Below are 15,823 nucleotides of genomic sequence, written 5' to 3'. Positions count from 1 at the left end.
GGCCTTACTGTAGAATACCAATCTTTCGGCGATGGAGCTGCGCCGAACAACCGCCCTGTGAGTAGCTGAAAAGCGCATACAGCTGATGACTCCTGTGTATCTTAACCCTTTGTTATAGTTAGGGGATTCACAGGACAGATCGGTCCGTTGTATCCCCCCTCGAGTTTGGAGGCCACGTGTCCCTCGGTATAGTTTTCTTTTGTGTATTATTCTTTGGCCTGTATGCCAGCAAGCTGGTGAACCTACTGCGCTTACCCGGCGTGCTGGGTATGGTGTTTGTTGGCATAGCCTTGGGCTACTACTTCGGCGATGCCTTGCCGCCATCGCTCAATGAAGGGGCTGGCTTTCTTAAGTCGCTAGCCCTGATCATTATCTTGCTTAAGGCGGGGCTGGGGATCAGCCGGGCGACCCTGTCGCGAGCGGGCCTACCGGCCTTGCTGATGACCTTTATCCCCTGCCTGTTCGAAGGTATCGCGCTGACCTTTGTGCTTCAAGCGCTGTTCGATTTCGATGTGGTGGTCGCCGGGCTCACCGGCTTTATGCTGGCCGCGGTGTCGCCAGCGGTAGTCGTGCCGAGCATGTTGGAGCTCAAGGCAGAGGGCTATGGCAGTGAACGTGAAGTGCCGACCATCGTTCTAGCCGGTGCCTCGGTGGATGATGTGATTGCCATTACCCTGTTCTCCTTGTGCTTGGGTATGGCCACCACCGGTGATATTGCCTGGCAAGCGGTGGCCTGGCAGATCCCGGTGTCGATTATCACTGGCCTGCTGCCCGGGCTGGCGTTGGGCTTATTGTTGGCGTGGGTGTTCAAGCGCTACAACCTGCCTTTGGTTGAGAAGATCTTGCTGATGCTGACCCTGGCCGTGTTGCTGGTTGAAGTGGGTCACTGGATCAACGCTGCGGCGCTGCTTGGGGTGATGGCGATGGGCTTTATCTTGCTAGAGAAAGCCGAGCAGCAGGCCACCGAGCTCTCCAGCCTGTTTGGCCATATCTGGTACTTCGCCCAGATTGCCTTGTTTGTGTTAATTGGCCTGTCGGTGGATGTCGGAGTGGCGATTGGCGCTGGGGCCACTGGCTTGCTGGCCATCATGCTCGGCTTGGTGGCGCGCTCTATCGGTGTGCTGCTGGCCACCCAGTTCTCCTCGCTGACCTTTAAAGAGCGGCTGTTTTGTGTGATTGCCTATATGCCTAAAGCTACGGTGCAGGCCGCACTTGGCGGCGTGGCGTTGGCAGCCGGGGTGCCCGAAGGTGAGATTATCCTCGCGCTTGCGGTGATGGCGATCATCTTTACTGCGCCGATGGGGCTTATCGGCCTTAATCTGTTTGCCCGTAAGTTGCTGACCACGCCTCAATCAGCCACTCAAGCCTCGCAAGGTAGCGAGAAGCTGGCGCCTTAGTCGCCCAATGGCGAAGCAAAATCAGCGCCTCGCCGTTTTTCCTCCTTTTTCATTTCTACGCCATATTCATCACAGTTACGCTTTAGTCTTTCCATAACTGGCAAATGCGTACAGTTTTTGCCTAATCCGGCATTCATCGTCTGTCTCAGCGATAGGGTAGTCTTTGCATCATTAATCACCTGGATTGAATGCGGGTATTAACGATTTTGCTTTAGTGAACCAGCAGTTCGTTAAGCCGTTATGCGGGTTTATGTCAGAGAAACCGGGTTGTTTCTGCCCGATTGTGGCCACCTTGCGATTAGTGTCTATTCCTGCACAGATAGGCATCTATCTCCTCTCAGTAAGCGGGGCGCAATGGCGGGAATAGCCCGGTTTTTCTGCGCCTAAGCCCCCTTTGCATTCAGTCAGGTCAAGAATCTGAAGCTATATCGAAAATGGAGAGAAAATATGTCAGTGGAAATCCCGGAGAAGGCCAAGGTCGCAGTACTTACCGATCTGAAAACCTTTAAGTTTGAGGAGTTTGCTATTCCTCAGATCGGCGACGATGAGATTCTGGTTAAGATCGAAGGCTGTGGCGTTTGTGGCACCGACGTGCACGAATACCGCAACGACCCCTTCGGCATGATTCCGGTGGTGCTGGGCCACGAAGGTACCGGTGAAATCGTAAAACTGGGCAAGAACGTAACCTGCGATACCACCGGCAAGGCGGTTGCACTGGGTTCGAAAGTGATCACCAGCATTATCCCGTGTGGTGAATGTGAGCCTTGTAAGGCCACCCCGGGGCGCACCAACCTGTGTGAGAATATGGGCTGCTACGGCTTGATGGGCGAGCAAGAAGACAACCGCTTCAATGGCTGGTTTGGCGACTACTTGGTACTGAAAGCCGGCTCTACCTTCTTCAACGTGTCTGAGTTTAACGTGAAAGAGCGCATTCTGATTGAGCCAGTAGCTGTCGCGGTGCACGCCGTTGAGCGCGCTAAAACCACCAACCTGATCAACTTTGCATCACCAGTGCTGATTCAAGGCGCAGGCCCCATCGGTCTGTCGATTATTGCGGTGCTGAAGACGCTGGGCGTGCAAAACATCATCGCCATCGATGGCCAGGACTCGCGCCTGGAGCTTGCCAAAGAGCTTGGCGCTACTGAGGTGCTGAACTTCACTAAGTTTGCGGGCACCGAGGGGCTGGTTGAAGCAGTTCAAGCTCTGACCAACGGCCGTGGCGCGCAATTCGCCTTCCAATGCACCGGCGTACCGGCGGCAGCATCTGCGGTATGGAAGTTGATCGCCCGTGGTGGCGGCCTGTGTGAGCTGGGCTTCTTTGTGGACAATGGCGAAGCGGCCATCAACCCGCACTTCGATATCTGTAACAAAGAGATCACTTTGGTGGGCTCTTGGGCCTACAGCCCGGAGGACTACCCGAATGCCATCGAATGTATGAAAGGCATTAAAGCCATCGGCCTGCCCATCGAGAAGCTGGTAACCCACGAGTTCCCACTTGAAGAGCTGACCGAAGCGGTTGAAACCAACATCCGCATGGAAGGGATCAAGGTTGTCACCCTGAATAGCTAAGCGATGCTACACCAGCTTTTATGACCACAAAGCGCCTTCGGGCGCTTTTTCCGTTCTTGAGAGTCAATGCGTGTGGTTGCGTCTCGCTGTGACCGGTAGCGCCTACGTTTTGCCGGTTCAACTGCGACCTCTTCGATGGATTATCTGCTGGCCCCTGAGCTGTGCTTGCTGTATGCTGCGCGCCCTACTTTGCGGTGGAGTAGGTTTCAGATTCCACAGTGCACCGCGCTAGCAAAGAGAGCAACTATGAGTTTTACTTCCCTGGGTCTGTCACCTGCCATCCTTAAAGCCATCGAAGAGAAGGGCTACACCACGCCTTCACCGATTCAACAGCAAGCCATTCCTGCGGTCATCGACGGCCAGGACGTGATGGCTGCCGCGCAAACCGGTACCGGTAAAACCGCCGGTTTTACCTTGCCACTACTAGAGCGCCTACTCGGCGGACAACGCGCCGGCAGCAACAATGTGCGCGCCTTGGTGCTTACGCCGACCCGTGAGCTAGCCGCTCAAGTGGGTGAGAGTGTCGCGGTGTATGGCAAGCACACCCCGCTGCGCTCGCAGGTGGTGTTTGGCGGCGTGAAGATCAACCCACAGATGATGGGGCTGCGCCGAGGCTGCGATGTGTTGGTGGCAACGCCGGGTCGCCTACTAGATCTGTATCAGCAAAATGCGGTGCGCTTTAATCAGCTAGAGGTGCTGATCCTTGATGAAGCCGATCGCATGTTGGACATGGGCTTTATCCGCGATATCAAAAAGATTCTGGCGCTGCTGCCGGCCAAGCGTCAGAACCTGCTGTTCTCGGCGACCTTCTCCGATGAGATCCGCGCCCTGGCGAAAGGCTTGGTACACAACCCGATTGAGATCGATGTGAACCCGCGTAATGCCACCGCACGCACCGTTGAGCAGTGGATCTACTCGGTTGATAAGAGCCGCAAAATCGGTGCGCTGGCCAAGCTTATCAAGCAAGGCGACTGGCAGCAGGTGTTGGTATTTAGCCGTACCAAGCACGGCGCCAACCGAATTGCGCGTAAGCTCGAAGAGCGTGGTATTAGCTCTGCCGCCATTCATGGCAATAAGAGCCAGAATGCTCGTACTAAAGCGCTGGCCGATTTTAAATCAGGCGCCATCCGCGCTCTGATTGCCACCGACATCGCCGCACGTGGTCTGGATATCGACCAACTGCCACAGGTGGTGAACTTCGACCTGCCGAACGTGGCGGAAGACTACGTGCACCGGATTGGCCGTACTGGCCGCGCGGGTGCCAGCGGTCATGCGATCTCCTTGGTCTCGGAAGATGAGCACAAGCTGTTGGTGGCGATTGAGCAGTTGACCCAGCAGCACCTGGAGCGCCAATCGTTGGAAGGTTTTGAGCCGACCAATCCCTTGTCTGCGTCCAAGCCACTTAAACCGGTTAAACCGAAGAAGCCAAAGAAGAACAAGCCGAAAACCGGCGCTAACAGCTCTGGCAATGCGGGTAATCAGCAATCGGGTGAGGGCGCTTCAGAGGCACCACGTAAGCCGCGCAATAACTCTCGTAACAGCAATCGCCGCCGCAACCCTAACTCGCGTGGCCAAGCCAACGGCAATCGCCAACGCAGTCAAAGTGGCAACCGCTAGTTTGCCTCAATAGCAATCACCTTCTCATCGCTTAGGCGTGGGCATCGATGCCGATGGCCATGCCTTGGTGGCGATGCATCACCTCAAGCGCTTGTTCTAAGTGCTGTCTCGTCTGGCTATCGCCGCTGCTGCGCGCCGCTTCGATGGCGGTTTCAGCCCGTTCAATAAAGTTAAGGCAGTTGCTATCGTCATCCAGCCATTGCATCTCGTTGTTACGGCTAGTGACTGGGATCTGCAGGGTCATATCGGCAAAGTGTTGCCGTAACGGCAGCGCCATATGGCCCTCGGCTACTTGTTCGTCCACCCAATCCATCAAGGCCTTGCTGGTGGTGTGGCTAAAGTCGATGCGTTTCAGGGTATCGCCGCTGCATTGGTGCTGAGGTTCAATGGCGGTGTCGTAGGACAGCTTCTTTGGTAACTGTTTAGGTGTGGCCTCGCTATACAAGGTAGCGGCATTGCTATCAATCTTCATTATCGGCTCTATTGCTTGCCGTACGGCAGTGATTGCTAAAATGTGATCTAACTAAGCAAGTTGCGATCCACTAATGCGCCGGATTTTTGAACATTGACCAAATTAGCCTCAATACTTCACTTCGCGCGAGAATAGCCTCCACTGTGCCAACTGGATGCTTTTTAGATGTTATTCATCAATGACGCTATCATCCCTGTTGACCTGTCTAAAGGTTTAGCCTTGATACTCTCCGCTCGATTAGCAAACAGGTAATACGATGATAACGGTCACTGACTTAGCAAGACGCTGCGGTATTTCTCGAGCCACGCTGCTGTACTACGAACGCCAAGGATTGATTGCTCCTAAGCTGCGTTCTGCCAATGGCTATCGTTGGTACGGTGAAAGCGAGCTTACGCGGTTGCAAACCATTGTTGCTTATCGCAGTTATGGTTTGTCGGTGGCAAGTATTAACAGTCTGCTCAATCGACAGGCATCTACGGATCAGGCCAAAGTGCTCAGAGAGCACTTTGAGTTACTGGAAACCGAGATAAGCAAACTACGTGAGCAACAGCGGGCAATCGTTGTGTTGCTGCAAGATCCGAAGCTATTGGAGAGTAAAATGGTCACTAAACGACGTTGGGTAGAAATCATGCAGGCTGCAGGTTTTGATGAAGCTGCGATGACGAGTTGGCATAGAAAGTTTGAAGAGATGGAGCCTGAGGAGCACCAAAAGTTTCTCGAATCTTTAGGTATTGGTGAAAGTGAGATCGCGAAGATTCGAAAGCTATAGATGTATTAGTAGTGATATAGTTCTCCCAAGGGGTAAATAGTCCCCATCAAGTGAAACATTCATCTGCATATTTTGGTGTGAGTGGAATGTTTCACTGTTTTGTCATTATTCTTTAACCATTGCTACCTAAAGTGCGCGCGTCACACTGACGCGACACCTAAGGAAAACAATAATGATGAAACTTCGCTACAGCTTGGTTGCTGCCTGCTGCACGCTGGCATTGGCTGGATGTAATAGCTCCAATGACGATACGGCGCGTGATGATGAGCTGCCTGTACTGCCCATCCTTCCTGAACAGCCGGGCCCTCTGCCTCCTGAAGCCAAACCCGAGCTTAAAGCGGGCCGCTATGTAGCGGGTGACTTCCACGTGCATTCTGCGATTTCTGAGGATGCTCACACGCCAGTGGATGAAGGGCTGCGTCGAGCCTTCGACGTCTATAACCTCGATTTTGTCTTTATGGCTGACCATTTGCGCCTGACCCATCGTGACGATCAAAACGTCGCGGCAGACACGCCTCTTCCGGTTTTTGATGCTATCAAGCGCTATCAACTCCAGCACTTCGACAAGTACCTTGAGCAAGGCAAAGTGCTGATTGCTGGTACTGAGTGGAATAATGACAACTATGAGCATACCAATGTATGGATGTTCCTAGATGCGGTTAACTCAGACGCCAGCATCGACTTTATGCGCCAGTTTGAGTTCTACGCCCAAGATTATGACGAGAGTTACTACTCTCAAGAAGAAGTACTTAAGTGGCTGGAAGAGGGGGAGCGTTTTGACCCTGAAACCGAAGGCAAGAAAGCGATTGAATGGCTGTACAACAATATCCCTGCCGGTCAGGGCTTGATTCAGTTTAACCACCCCAACCGCAAGGGTGACAACTACACCATCGCGGACTACCGCGATCTGCTGAATGCCGCTCCGGGGTTGATGTGTGCCTATGAAGGTCTGCCGGGTAACCAAGCGACCGACCTGCGCGCCGAATACGAGTATGACAGCTACAACGGTAACATCCGCGCCTTCGTTTATGGCGGGGTGGATTACTCGGTGAACGAGCTTGGCGGTGAGTGGGATGCTTTGCTCGCTGAGGGCCACAAGATTTACCTAACTTCTAACTCAGACTTCCACGATGCCTATGCTCCGGGTCAGTACAACAAGACTCTGGTGTGGCTAGATGAAGGCCAAGAATTTGATGTACCTAATGTCATGGCCGCCGTGTGTAACGGCAAAACCGTAGCGATGTACGGCAACCTGATTGAAGACCTAAGCTTCTTTGCCGAATCGACCCACGACTTGCAGATGATGGGTGATGACCTGTTCGTTCAGCAAGGTGATAGCGTCACCATTACCGTGCGCTTCAAGCCATCTACCGGCAACTGGTTCTCAGAAAACAACGACGATACCGATGCACCAGTGGTGGACCACATCGATTTGATCGGCGGCGAGATGGTGGAGCCTGCTCAGCCGGGTACCCCAGACTACAGTCTGCCATATAACCGCAGTACTCGCCTGCATCATCGCTTCTTCACCAGCGACTACCAGCCAGATGAGCATGGCTACTACGAAATGTCTTACACCGTAGAAGGCGTTGAGAAAGATATGTACTTCCGTATCCGCGGTACCGATATCGAAATCAACAGCGAGCGCATGGACCGTGACGGCAACCCGAACGTAGATTTCCGTCGAGGTTCAGGTCAATCAGACCGCGATAACTTCAATAGCTTGTGGTTCTACTCAAGCCCGATCTACTTCAACGTAGAAGGCTAACTGCGCAAACGCTGCCAACTCAGGGGCTAACTAGGTTAGCCCCTTTCTTAGTTTTTAAGGAATTATTTGTGCCGAAATTACTCTATTTACTGATGTTGCTGGGATGGTCGGTTAGTGCCGAGGTACTCGAGCTGAGCTGGCTCGATTTGGTGCCAGATGACGAAGTCGATCAAGTGATGGCAACGGTTAATCAGCAGCAATTGGGCATGCACGATGAGAGCTTGCCAGCTAACAACGAGCAAAGCTTTGTTGGCTCGGTTAGGGAAGAGCTCAACAATCAACAGGTCAAAATACCGGGCTTTGTGATCCCGATTGAAGGAACCAGCATGGCGGTGAAGGAGTTCTTGCTGGTGCCATTTTACGGCGCATGTATTCATGTACCGCCGCCACCACAGAACCAAATCGTTCATGTTGTAATGGACGATTATGTGCCGATTAAAGGGATGTGGGAGGTGGTGAATGTAACCGGAACCCTGCGCACGCAAACCTTTGATCATGACCTGGCGATGGTGGGCTATCAGCTAGAGGGCGAGGTGATGACTAGCTACAAATAGTGGTGTCGTTATCCAATGATTATATGGTCTTAGAAGAATCTCTTTTTAGCGCTTACTGATACTCAGTTGCCCGGGGGCTAGCTACACTTGTGTCAGTTGACCCTCGTCGCGCTGCCATGCTGAGCGCAATATCTATCTGGAGAGAACATGTCGAAGACCATATTGATCACCGGCTCCACCGATGGCATCGGCCTGGAAACCGCCAGCATGCTGGCTGAGCAAGGCCATCACGTGCTGTTGCACGGACGCAATGCCGCCAAGTTAGAGGCCACCCGCCAGGCCTTAAGTGAGCGTTATCCCGAGGCTGCCATAGACGCTTATCAAGCAGATCTGTCGCGCTTTGCCGAGGTGCAGGCCTTGGCCGATTCCATTAAACAGCAGCACTCGCACTTAGATGTATTGATCAACAATGCGGGTGTCTACAACACGCCAAATACCGTGGCGGATAAAGGCTTAGATGTGCGCTTTGTGGTGAATACCTTGGCACCGTACCTGCTAATGCAGAAACTGGCGGACTTGCTGGGCCCTCAAGCGCGGGTGGTGAACCTCTCGTCTGCGGCGCAGGCCAGCGTCAGTATCGCTGCCCTAAATGGCGAACAGACACTCTCCGATGGCCAAGCCTATGCCCAAAGCAAGCTGGCGCTTACCATCTGGTCGCGGGTGATTGGCCTGAAGAATCAGCAAGACCAACGCGGCCCGCTGGTGGTGGCGGTCAATCCAGCCTCAATGCTCGGCAGCAAAATGGTCAAAGATGCCTTTGGGGTGGCCGGTGGCGATCTGCGCGTGGGGGCCGATATCCTCTGCCGAGCAGCGCTTTCCGAAGAGTTTGCCGATGCCTCGGGCAAATACTTCGATAACGATAGCCGCCGCTTTGCCTCGCCCCACCCAGATGCGCTCGACCCTGATAAGAGCGCAGCGGTGATGGCAGCGATAGAGCAATTAACCTCAGGCCTGTAAGCCATCCCGCTCTTTTGAGGCACTGATACCTACAGGGGTAGCAGTGCCTTTTCTTTTGCCTCCCGCCTGGTTTTACCCGCTGTGCTTACTTGGCGGCGATATTAACCCTCGATTTTCAACAAATTCTAAAAACTGATTCACAAGCAGTCGGGATTATCGCCTGTATAAGCGCCTGCTAATCTTCGCCGCATCGTTCATCACGCCGAGCAACTAAATCCCTGAGGCGTGACAACCGGAGATTTCAAGATGCGATACGAAGGCAAGATTTACCGCCCGTGGACAGAAGCGGAGAGTGTATTGATTCAGGTAACACTGGGCTGCTCTATTAACACCTGTACTTTCTGCAACATGTTTCGCGATAAACGATTTAAGATCCGCGATCTTGACGATGTGTTTCAAGATATCGAGGGTTTACGCCAGCGCTATCATCGCGTGGAGTCCATATTCCTTATCGATGGCAATGTGATGGCGGCGCGAACCGACTACTTGGTTAAAGTACTGAACAAGATTACGGCTACGTTCCCAGAGGTTCAAAACATCTCGATGTACGCGGGGTTTAATGATTTGCGGCGCAAGAGTGTGGAAGATCTTATCAAGATCCGTCAAGCGGGGTTGAACATGGTGTACGCCGGGCTAGAGTCGGGCGATCGCGAGGTGTTGGAGCGCATTGGCAAACGCATGACGCCGGAGCATGCCATCGAAGGCATGGCACGCGCCAAGCAAGCCGGCATTCGCGTGCTAGCCTCGTTTATCTTTGGCTTGGGCGGGCGCGAGCGCTCCAAACAGCATATCGAGGCGACCACAGCGCTGGTAAATCAGCTAAAGCCAGAGGAGATTGCACCAATGGCGCTGGCGATACAGCCGGGCACTGAACTGGAGCATGAGGTGGAGCAGGGGCGCTTTAGCTTGCCCTCTCCGCTGCAGATCTTACAAGAAGAGCAGTACCTATTGGAGAATCTGCAAGACTTTGATTGTTACTACTGGGGGGATCATGGCAATAACATCTCGCCGATGCGCGGTATGCTGCCACAGGCACGTCATGCATTCTTAGAGCGCATCAATCATGAGGTTGCGACTAACCCCATTACCCAGCAGCAGATCATTCAGACCTTCTCTTGGTAAACGCGAGTGCAGCTACCTCGGTGGCTACTAATGCTCGACGGCTGCTAATGCTCGATGGCTGCTGATGCCCGACGACCGAGAGAAATCGCCCGAAAGCGTGACCTTATTGCTCCCAATAACAGGGCTCGGCAAAGCGCTCTGCAAAGAAGTCGATAAAGGCTCTGACCTTGGGCGCTAATAAGCGTGAGCTAGGGTAGACCGCCCAGATAGCGGTATCTGAGAGCAGCGGGTAGTCTTCGAGCACTGGCACTAACTCGCCACGTTGTAGCTGCTGATAGCAACACCAGGTCGAGCTAATGGTGACGCCCAAGCCATTGACGCTGGCATCGCGCACCGCCTCGCCATTATCGGTGCGCAGCAGCCCTGAAACCTTAACCGCAAGTGGGCCAGTGGGACTGTCATAGTGCCACAGATCCAGGCCCGACAGGGTAATGCATCGGTGTTGGGTTAGCTCATCCGGGTGCTGTGGCTGACCGTGCTTAGCCAGATAGGCAGGGGAGGCGACCGTTAAGCGCCGGTCACTGGCCAGCTTGCGTGCCACCAAGGTGGAGTCTTTTAACACCGCATCACGAATGGCGATATCGAAGCCACCTTCGACCAAATCCACAATGGTATCGCTGAGGCGCAGATCAAGCTTAAGCTCTGGATACTGGGCTTGAAAATCGCTCAGGGCCGGTATCAGGTGCATGCGGCCGAAAGAGGCGGGGGCCGTTACCCGAAGAATGCCAGAGGGCAGAGTATTCCCCGCTCCCACCGAGGCTCGAGCCGCTTCCACCCGGGTGAGCACCTCCTCGGCATGGGGCAAGAAGGCCTGGCCCTCCTCGGTAAGCGAGACCTTACGGGTGGTGCGATGCACCAAGCGCACTCCTAGACTCTCTTCGAGCTTGGAGACATGGGCGCTGGCCACCGCCGGCGATAGTCCCAGCTCCTGACCTGCCTGGCTGATGTTGGCGGTGCTGGCCAAACGTACAAACAGTTTTAGGTGATCAATGTTCATTGGATAAAAACTAAATCAAGTTCATGGACTTACCTTAGATGGCCTGGCCTGTCACTGCAACGCTAAAGCCAGTTACGGGAGATCAAATCGACTTAGGTTACTAAAAGTTAACTGCTTGAACTTCAAGGATTCGGCTTCCACACTTACGGCTGTGCGTTCAATAATCCACGGAGTAAACATGGTGTATTCGAACAAGTTAAAAGCAGGCGATGACTTTCCACATATCAGTGCGGTGCTGCTTGATGACAACGAGGTGGTACTGGGCAAGCCGCAGGGCGATGCCACCTGGCAAGCGGTGTTTGTGTATCGCGGTAAGCACTGCCCGTTGTGCACCAAATACCTCAACGAGCTAGAAGGCTACAAGCAGGCTTTTGCCGATGCCGGGGTCGACATTTTAGCTGTATCGGCTGATTCCAAGGCGCAGCTCGAAACCCACCTGGAGAAGTTAGAGGTCAGTTTCCCAATTGCTTATGGCTTAAGCGAAGAGCAGATGAAAACCTTGGGCGTGTACATCTCGCTACCTCGCTCTGAACAAGAGACCGATCATAACTTTGCCGAGCCGGGACTGTTTGTGGTGAACGAGTTCGGCAAGCTGCATGTGGTGGATATCTCCAACAATCCCTTCGTACGTCCAGAGTTAGGTGCCTTGAGTCGCGGCCTAGCGTGGATCCGCGACCCCGATAACCACTATCCGATCCGCGGCACCTTGGACTACAACTTGGCCTAGTTGGCCAGCATAAACACCACCGTTATCGCCAAGGTCAGCCCTAGACCTTGGCTTACCCGACGCACCTGCTGTGGGGACTGCAGCAGGCGCATCAGTAGTGACCCGCCCAGCGCCCAGACCGACGTGCAGAGCAGTGTCACCAGCGTAAATGCTAAGCAGACCACCACGGCCTGTTGTAGCAGGCTGTAGTTTGGATTGCTGAACTGGGTGAACACTGTCATCGCTGCTATCCAAGCTTTGGGATTGAGGATCTGCAGCAAGGCACCCGTTAGCATACCTGAGTCGGCAATCGCTCCTGCATCTGTCCCTGCGTCTGCTCTTGCATTCGCATCGTTTTGAAAGCGACTGATACCCCATGCCATATACAGTAAGTAAGCGGCGCCTGCGTACTTAAGTGTTAGAAAGAGTGCGGGGTAGCGCGTCAGCACACCGAGCAGCCCGGCGCTGGTGCCGGCAAACACCAGCAGTACCCCTAAGCTGGTCCCAACAACAAAGGGAATCGCACCAGAGAAGCCATAGCGATTGGCGATCCCCAACAAGGCAATGTTTCCCGCCCCGGGGGTAATACACATCGAAAAGGCGAACACCAAAAAAGCGATGACAAGTTGTGTATCCATAGCGTTCTTCCCTAAGCAAACCATTTATAGAGTTAATCTGGATAGTCTATGCAAATCCCCTGAAAGAACGTTGCCTTTTGCATTATGATTAGACCTTATGAGGAAGGAATCTTTTAAATATAGAGCTGTATATGAAGGAAAATACTCAAGCGAAGTTGGATGATACCGATATTGCCATGCTCAAACATATCCAAGCTGAAGGGCGAATTAGTAACAGCAAGCTTTCTGAGAAGGTAAATCTGAGCGAAACACCCTGCTGGCGCCGCTGGAAGCGCCTGGAAGAAGAGGGCTATATCAGTGAGTACTCTGCGGTGCTCAATCGCAAGAAGCTGGGCTTTACCATGGTGGGCTTTACCCAGGTGACCTTGAGTAGCCACGAGGTAGAGAGCACCGATGCATTTGAAGCCTTTGTGGCAGCTACTGAGTGGATACCGATGTGCCATTGCACTGCTGGTGGGGCGGATTATATCGTTCAGGTCATCGCCCGGGATCTGGATGAGTACTACGACCGCATTCACCAGTTGCGTCGGGTAAAAGGGGTGAGCGCGCTTCACTCCAGCATCTCGGTGAAAGAGATAAAGAGCCAGCAAACGCTTCCCTTGGAGTAAGGCTTGAAGGTTGGCATCTGGCTGGTTTAGGTTGTGCTTGGCATCACTAAAATATCACTATTCTCATCAAAATATATACCTTTTAAGCGTCTGATAGATAAGAAAAATCGATAGTGTTAATCTTGGCGCGTATCGCGAAGATGGCCCGCTTCAGCATAATCGCTAAGCGCTCGCCAAACGCATGAATAAGAATTTTTAACGAGTTGGAGAGGGTAGTATGAAGTGCACTAGCTGTAAGCAAGGAGACTTGACGCCTTGTTTTATTGAGGGCCAGTTCAGAGCCCATACGTGTACACACTGTGGCGGCAACTGGATCCTTATCGAGGACTTCGTGGCCTGGAAAGAGCGTAATGCCGATTACGTGTTTGCTGAGAACATTGCCTTTGAGTCAGATGAGGCCTCCGACACCAAAAAAGCGCTGATTTGTCCGGTATCTGGCGCCATCATGCGCAAATTCCGTATCTCATCCACCAACGAACACCGCGTTGACTACAGCGCTGCCGTAGGCGGTATCTGGTTGGACAGTGGCGAATGGGAGCTGCTCAAATCTGAAGGCCTGGCCGGTTCGCTAAACGCGCTGGTAACCAAGCAGTGGCAGAATCAGATTAAAGAGCAGAGCGCTAAGCAAAGCTTCAGTGATATCTATAACGATAAGTTTGGTGACGAGACCTACGCCAAGGTTAAAGCAATCAGAGCCTGGCTGGAGAGCCAACCACAACGCGCTGACTTGCGCGCCTACATCCTTGCTGAAGATCCCTACTCAGCAGAGCGATAGTAAAACCGGCCGGTGTGGCACTCGCCCGCCGGCATCTTGCCTGGTGTTGCGCCTTATGCGGCTCCTGCTGCGGCTGCTTCTGCGACGTAGGTAGCAACTCTCTTCCCTCTATCAATTTTCTCCATACAACACTTTCTCCCAACGCCGACCGGGTTGCTGACAAGCTTGAAAGATGCGTGGTTTTACCCTGCACATCCAACACGTAACGGGTTAGCATAAGAGACATAAATGATATGTTGTAACATATTGTTTATTCATCTTAGGTTTGCCAGTTCTATGACAAGCGAATGGCACTCAATACAGCTGGCTAGATTGCATACAGGAGAACAGGTATATGGCTGCGGCTACCGTGATTAAGAACGTCCGAATCGTGAACGAAGGTAAGATCAGCGAGGGAGATCTTCGGATTAGTGGCCAACGAATCGAGCGCATTGAGCGCGAGATTACGCCGCAAGCCAATGACACGGTAGTTGAAGGCGGTGGCCGTTACCTGCTTCCCGGTATGATTGACGATCAAGTGCACTTTCGTGAGCCGGGGCTCACCCACAAGGGCAATATCGCCAGCGAATCGCGCGCAGCCGTCGCAGGCGGTATCACCAGCTTTATGGAGATGCCCAATGTGAGCCCTGCCACTACCACCATCGAAGCGCTGGAAGCAAAGTACGTGATTGCTGCGAACTGCGCCTACGGCAACTATGGCTTCTACTTAGGGGCCACCGAAGACAACCTCGAACAGATCAAGCGACTCGACCCCACCAAGCACTGCGGCGTGAAGGTGTTTATGGGGGCATCGACGGGCGATCTGTTGGTGGAAGCGCCGCAGGCGCTGGATGATATCTTCCGAGAGTCGCCAGTATTGATTGTCACCCATTGCGAAAGCGGACCTGTCATTGCTCGCAATCGCGCGGAGTTACTCAAGCAAAAGAGTATCTTCACCATCGACGATCACCCTCGTTTGCGCGACGCCGAAGCCTGTTATGCCTCCTCATCCTATGCGGTTGACTTAGCCAAGCGCCATGGCAGCCAGTTGCACGTGCTGCACATTACCACTGAGAAGGAGCTGAGCTTGTTCAGCGCCGGCCCCATTGCGGGCAAGCACATCACCGCTGAAGCCTGTGTGCATCATCTGTGGTTTAGCAATCAAGACTACACCGATCGGGGCAATCTGATTAAGTGCAACCCTGCGGTGAAGTACCCCAGCGATCGGGATGCCTTGATTAAGGCATTACACAGCAATCAAATCGATATTATCGCCACTGATCACGCGCCGCATACCTGGGATGAAAAGCAGGTGGATTATGACAAGGCGCCGGCTGGTTTGCCGCTGGTGCAACATGCCTTACTCAGCTTGCTGGAGCATGTAAAGCAGGGGCGTATGAGCCTGCCGCAAGTGATTGAGAAAGTCTCGCACAACCCGGCACTGCGTTATGCGGTGGCCGAGCGTGGCTTTCTCCGCGAAGGGTTTTTTGCCGATTTAGTGCTGGTTGATTGCGAGTCCTCAACCAGCGTTACCCACGAGAACAGCCTCTATCACTGTGGCTGGTCGCCATTTGATGGCGTGACCTTTGGCGCGCGTATCGAATCAACTTGGGTGAATGGCCAGCAAGTATTTGATGGGCAAACTGTAGGTGCGCGACCAGAGGCAATGCGCTTGCGTTTTGCTCGTTAGTTAAACGCGCGCGGTTGCAAAGAATAAAATCTCATTAAGTGATAATAGGAATCATTTACTTTAGCTTGATGTTTTTTCACTTTGAACGTATCGTTTTATGATACGTTATAACATTTGCTTAAGGGAGCGGCATGGCATTTTACTATTTGGGCTTGGGTGGCCGCTGTTTGGTATTGCTTGGGATTGCCGCGCTGCTGCTGTTTTG

Annotated in this window: 15 protein-coding genes and 1 riboswitch; of the genes, 12 read left to right on the top strand and 3 right to left on the bottom strand. The window is 53.2% G+C overall.

The genetic code is table 11. The annotated features are described in order from the left end of the window. The first annotated feature begins 18 nt into the window (after nt 1-18). A riboswitch (Fluoride riboswitch) is annotated at nt 19-102 on the top strand. Nucleotides 103-176: 74 nt separating this feature from the next. The 3 genes from G461_RS22890 (at nt 177) to G461_RS22875 (ending at nt 4,583) form a co-directional block, all read left to right on the top strand. After that, entirely contained in the window at nt 177-1,397 is a 1,221-nt protein-coding gene (locus tag G461_RS22890) for a cation:proton antiporter (RefSeq protein WP_051333259.1), read from the top strand. Between the two features lie 447 nt (nt 1,398-1,844). Next, nucleotides 1,845-2,966: a zinc-dependent alcohol dehydrogenase gene (locus G461_RS22880; protein WP_084404876.1), complete on the top strand. Its 1,122-nt coding sequence runs from the start codon at nt 1,845-1,847 to the stop codon at nt 2,964-2,966. A 246-nt stretch (nt 2,967-3,212) separates the two neighbouring features. Continuing rightward, the gene (locus G461_RS22875) at nt 3,213-4,583 is read left to right on the top strand and encodes a DEAD/DEAH box helicase (protein ID WP_084428900.1); all 1,371 of its coding nucleotides are present in this window, start codon (nt 3,213-3,215) and stop codon (nt 4,581-4,583) included. Between the two features lie 31 nt (nt 4,584-4,614). Here G461_RS22875 and G461_RS0101060 read toward each other — a convergent pair whose 3' ends face one another. After that, nucleotides 4,615-5,055, bottom strand: coding sequence for a hypothetical protein (locus tag G461_RS0101060; protein WP_026970418.1), 441 nt, complete (start codon nt 5,053-5,055; stop codon nt 4,615-4,617). A 256-nt stretch (nt 5,056-5,311) separates the two neighbouring features. Here G461_RS0101060 and G461_RS0101055 point away from each other — a divergent pair, with 256 nt between their 5' ends. The 5 genes from G461_RS0101055 to G461_RS0101035 all read left to right on the top strand — a co-directional run bounded on the left by G461_RS0101055 (nt 5,312) and on the right by G461_RS0101035 (nt 10,225). Next, the gene (locus G461_RS0101055) at nt 5,312-5,824 is read left to right on the top strand and encodes a MerR family transcriptional regulator (protein ID WP_026970417.1); all 513 of its coding nucleotides are present in this window, start codon (nt 5,312-5,314) and stop codon (nt 5,822-5,824) included. Nucleotides 5,825-5,996: 172 nt separating this feature from the next. Then, nucleotides 5,997-7,592, top strand: a complete 1,596-nt coding sequence (locus G461_RS0101050; RefSeq protein WP_026970416.1) for a CehA/McbA family metallohydrolase domain-containing protein — start codon at nt 5,997-5,999, stop codon at nt 7,590-7,592. Between the two features lie 68 nt (nt 7,593-7,660). Then, nucleotides 7,661-8,146: a DUF3299 domain-containing protein gene (locus G461_RS0101045; RefSeq protein ID WP_035478774.1), complete on the top strand. Its 486-nt coding sequence runs from the start codon at nt 7,661-7,663 to the stop codon at nt 8,144-8,146. 147 nt (nt 8,147-8,293) lie between these two features. Next, nucleotides 8,294-9,103 carry an SDR family NAD(P)-dependent oxidoreductase gene (locus G461_RS0101040; RefSeq protein ID WP_026970414.1) on the top strand — a complete coding sequence of 270 codons (810 nt, stop codon included), beginning with the start codon at nt 8,294-8,296 and terminating at the stop codon, nt 9,101-9,103. 246 nt (nt 9,104-9,349) lie between these two features. Then, nucleotides 9,350-10,225, top strand: coding sequence for a B12-binding domain-containing radical SAM protein (locus tag G461_RS0101035; protein ID WP_026970413.1), 876 nt, complete (start codon nt 9,350-9,352; stop codon nt 10,223-10,225). Nucleotides 10,226-10,328: 103 nt separating this feature from the next. Here the strand turns inward: G461_RS0101035 and G461_RS0101030 are convergent, their stop codons facing one another. Next, nucleotides 10,329-11,222: a LysR family transcriptional regulator gene (locus G461_RS0101030; RefSeq protein ID WP_026970412.1), complete on the bottom strand. Its 894-nt coding sequence runs from the start codon at nt 11,220-11,222 to the stop codon at nt 10,329-10,331. A gap of 178 nt (nt 11,223-11,400) precedes the next feature. Here G461_RS0101030 and G461_RS0101025 point away from each other — a divergent pair, with 178 nt between their 5' ends. After that, complete coding sequence (locus G461_RS0101025) at nt 11,401-11,949, top strand: redoxin domain-containing protein (RefSeq protein ID WP_026970411.1); 549 nt, start codon at nt 11,401-11,403, stop codon at nt 11,947-11,949. On the opposite strand, the gene G461_RS0101020 is transcribed toward G461_RS0101025, so the two are convergent. Then, nucleotides 11,946-12,566 carry a LysE family translocator gene (locus tag G461_RS0101020; RefSeq protein ID WP_026970410.1) on the bottom strand — a complete coding sequence of 207 codons (621 nt, stop codon included), beginning with the start codon at nt 12,564-12,566 and terminating at the stop codon, nt 11,946-11,948. The genes G461_RS0101025 and G461_RS0101020 overlap by 4 nt on opposite strands. Before the next feature lie 131 nt (nt 12,567-12,697). Between G461_RS0101020 and G461_RS0101015 the strand changes: the two genes are divergently transcribed. From G461_RS0101015 to G461_RS0101005, 3 genes are all read left to right on the top strand, one after another. Further along, on the top strand, nt 12,698-13,174 hold the full coding sequence (locus tag G461_RS0101015) for an Lrp/AsnC family transcriptional regulator (RefSeq protein ID WP_035478771.1): 477 nt from the start codon (nt 12,698-12,700) through the stop codon (nt 13,172-13,174). Nucleotides 13,175-13,391: 217 nt separating this feature from the next. Continuing rightward, nucleotides 13,392-13,949, top strand: a complete 558-nt coding sequence (locus tag G461_RS0101010) for a zf-TFIIB domain-containing protein (RefSeq protein WP_026970408.1) — start codon at nt 13,392-13,394, stop codon at nt 13,947-13,949. 334 nt (nt 13,950-14,283) lie between these two features. Continuing rightward, nucleotides 14,284-15,618 carry a dihydroorotase gene (locus G461_RS0101005; protein WP_035478769.1) on the top strand — a complete coding sequence of 445 codons (1,335 nt, stop codon included), beginning with the start codon at nt 14,284-14,286 and terminating at the stop codon, nt 15,616-15,618. The last annotated feature ends 205 nt before the right edge of the window (nt 15,619-15,823 follow it).

The sequence above is a fragment of the Aliagarivorans marinus DSM 23064 genome, assembly GCF_000429485.1.
Classification (GTDB): Bacteria; Pseudomonadota; Gammaproteobacteria; order Enterobacterales; family Celerinatantimonadaceae; genus Aliagarivorans; species Aliagarivorans marinus.
The sequence above is the reverse complement of the archived record's forward strand: the minus strand, read 5'-3'. Positions and strand labels throughout refer to the sequence as shown.

Coding starts and splice junctions, on each gene's coding strand:
- G461_RS0101035 (WP_026970413.1), top strand. CDS start 9,350: ATGCGATACGAAGGCAAGATTTACCGCCCGTGGACAGAAGCGGAGAGT.
- G461_RS0101025 (WP_026970411.1), top strand. CDS start 11,401: ATGGTGTATTCGAACAAGTTAAAAGCAGGCGATGACTTTCCACATATC.
- G461_RS0101005 (WP_035478769.1), top strand. CDS start 14,284: ATGGCTGCGGCTACCGTGATTAAGAACGTCCGAATCGTGAACGAAGGT.
- G461_RS0101010 (WP_026970408.1), top strand. CDS start 13,392: ATGAAGTGCACTAGCTGTAAGCAAGGAGACTTGACGCCTTGTTTTATT.
- G461_RS0101055 (WP_026970417.1), top strand. CDS start 5,312: ATGATAACGGTCACTGACTTAGCAAGACGCTGCGGTATTTCTCGAGCC.
- G461_RS0101015 (WP_035478771.1), top strand. CDS start 12,698: ATGAAGGAAAATACTCAAGCGAAGTTGGATGATACCGATATTGCCATG.
- G461_RS0101030 (WP_026970412.1), bottom strand. CDS start 11,222: ATGAACATTGATCACCTAAAACTGTTTGTACGTTTGGCCAGCACCGCC.
- G461_RS0101060 (WP_026970418.1), bottom strand. CDS start 5,055: ATGAAGATTGATAGCAATGCCGCTACCTTGTATAGCGAGGCCACACCT.
- G461_RS0101020 (WP_026970410.1), bottom strand. CDS start 12,566: ATGGATACACAACTTGTCATCGCTTTTTTGGTGTTCGCCTTTTCGATG.
- G461_RS22880 (WP_084404876.1), top strand. CDS start 1,845: ATGTCAGTGGAAATCCCGGAGAAGGCCAAGGTCGCAGTACTTACCGAT.
- G461_RS0101040 (WP_026970414.1), top strand. CDS start 8,294: ATGTCGAAGACCATATTGATCACCGGCTCCACCGATGGCATCGGCCTG.
- G461_RS22875 (WP_084428900.1), top strand. CDS start 3,213: ATGAGTTTTACTTCCCTGGGTCTGTCACCTGCCATCCTTAAAGCCATC.
- G461_RS0101050 (WP_026970416.1), top strand. CDS start 5,997: ATGATGAAACTTCGCTACAGCTTGGTTGCTGCCTGCTGCACGCTGGCA.